Origin of the sequence: Pseudomonas sp. R62, from assembly GCF_000257605.1 — a bacterium.
Taxonomy (GTDB): domain Bacteria; phylum Pseudomonadota; class Gammaproteobacteria; order Pseudomonadales; family Pseudomonadaceae; genus Aquipseudomonas; species Aquipseudomonas atacamensis.
This window is the reverse complement of record NZ_JH635998.1, coordinates 2366771-2368516: the sequence shown is the minus strand read 5'-3', so window position 1 is coordinate 2368516 and position 1746 is coordinate 2366771. Positions and strand designations below refer to the sequence as shown.

Genomic DNA, 1746 nt, shown 5'->3' with positions numbered 1-1746 from the left:
GATCCGGAGATTCGCGTTTCCGTTTCGCACACCACCCGCGCCATGCGCCCGGGCGAAGTGGATGGCGTGAACTACCACTTCGTGACCCGCGAAGAGTTCGTGAAGATGGGCGAGCACGGCGACTTTCTTGAGCGCGCCGAAGTCTTCGGCAACTTCTACGGCACCTCGCAAAGCCGCCTGCAGCAGACCCTGGACGAAGGTCACGACCTGATTTTGGAAATCGACTGGCAAGGCGCCGAGCAAGTGCGCAAGCTGATGCCGCAAGCGCGCTCGATCTTCATCCTGCCGCCATCGCTGCAAGCCCTGCACCAGCGCCTGACCAACCGTGGCCAGGACAGCGACGAGATCATCGACGGCCGCATGCGCGAAGCAGTCAGCGAGATGAGCCATTACGTCGACTACGATTACCTGATCATCAACGATGATTTCGCCCACGCGCTGGACGATCTGAAAGCGATTTTCCGCGCCAATCAGCTGCAACAGAAACGCCAGCAAGTGCGTTTCGGCAAATTGCTGGCTGAATTGCTCGGCTGAAACAGCACTTCCCAAAATGCCTGCAAGCGCTTTACATTGGTGCTTGCAGCGCGTTGAAGGGTCTGGTCAAAAAATCAGCGCTTCCCTAATCGCTGGTGATTTTTTAAACTGCTCAGTCCGCTCGCCCAACCGGGCAGCGCGCATATTGCATTCGCTCCGAGGAATACCATGGCCCGCGTAACCGTTGAAGACTGCCTAGAACACGTGGAAAACCGCTTTGAGCTGGTCATGCTCTCTACCAAGCGTGCCCGTCAACTGGCCACCGGCGGCAAAGAGCCATTGGTGCAGTGGGAAAACGACAAGCCGACCGTTGTCGCGCTGCGTGAAATTGCTGAAGGCCTGATGAGCTACGAGTTCATCGCCGAGCAGGAAATCGTCCAGGATGAACCGCTGTTCGCAGCGTTCGAGGACGAGTCGAACGAGGCCGTCTAAGCCTATGCCTGGTCGACGTAGCACGGCGCGGGGTCACAGCTTTCGGCAGGAATCATCATGCCGAGCATAGACGCCCTCGCCGATCGCTTATCGACCTACCTCGGCAACGACCAGGTCAACCTGGTCCGCCGAGCGTATTTCTACGCCGAACAAGCCCATGACGGTCAACGCCGTCGCAGCGGCGAGGCGTATGTCACGCATCCTCTTGCCGTGGCCAATATTCTTGCCGACATGCACATGGACCATCAGAGCCTGATGGCCGCGATGCTGCATGACGTGATCGAAGACACCGGTATCGCCAAGGAAGCGCTGCAAGCGCAGTTCGGTGAAACCGTGGCCGAACTGGTCGACGGGGTCAGCAAACTGACCCAGATGAACTTCGAGACCAAGGCCGAAGCCCAGGCGGAAAACTTCCAGAAAATGGCCATGGCCATGGCGCGCGACATCCGGGTGATCCTGGTCAAGCTCGCCGACCGTCTGCACAACATGCGCACGCTGGAAGTGCTGTCCGGCGAAAAGCGCCGGCGCATCGCCAAGGAAACCCTCGAGATCTACGCACCCATCGCCAACCGGCTGGGCATGCACGCGATCCGCATCGAATTCGAAGACCTCGGCTTCAAGGCCATGCACCCGATGCGTTCCGCGCGGATCTACCAGGCGGTCAAACGCGCCCGGGGCAACCGCAAGGAAATCGTCAACAAGATCGAAGAGTCCCTCGGCCACTGCCTCGCCATCGACGGCATCCAGGGCGAAGTCAGCGGTCGGCAGAAACACCTCTAC

3 protein-coding genes are annotated in these 1746 nt (G+C 59.4%); all 3 read left to right on the top strand.

Features of this window, described 5'->3' with window-relative positions; translation table 11 throughout:
- Positions 1–534, top strand: a 534-nt coding sequence (gmk, locus tag OQK_RS11635; RefSeq protein ID WP_016772539.1) for a guanylate kinase, incomplete at its 5' end; no start/stop codon positions are given.
- 168 nt (positions 535–702) lie between these two features.
- Entirely contained in the window at positions 703–966 is a 264-nt protein-coding gene (gene rpoZ / locus OQK_RS11630; protein ID WP_008030604.1) for a DNA-directed RNA polymerase subunit omega, read from the top strand.
- Between the two features lie 57 nt (positions 967–1023).
- Positions 1024–1746, top strand: a 723-nt coding sequence (locus tag OQK_RS11625; RefSeq protein ID WP_038860878.1) for an HD domain-containing protein, incomplete at its 3' end; no start/stop codon positions are given.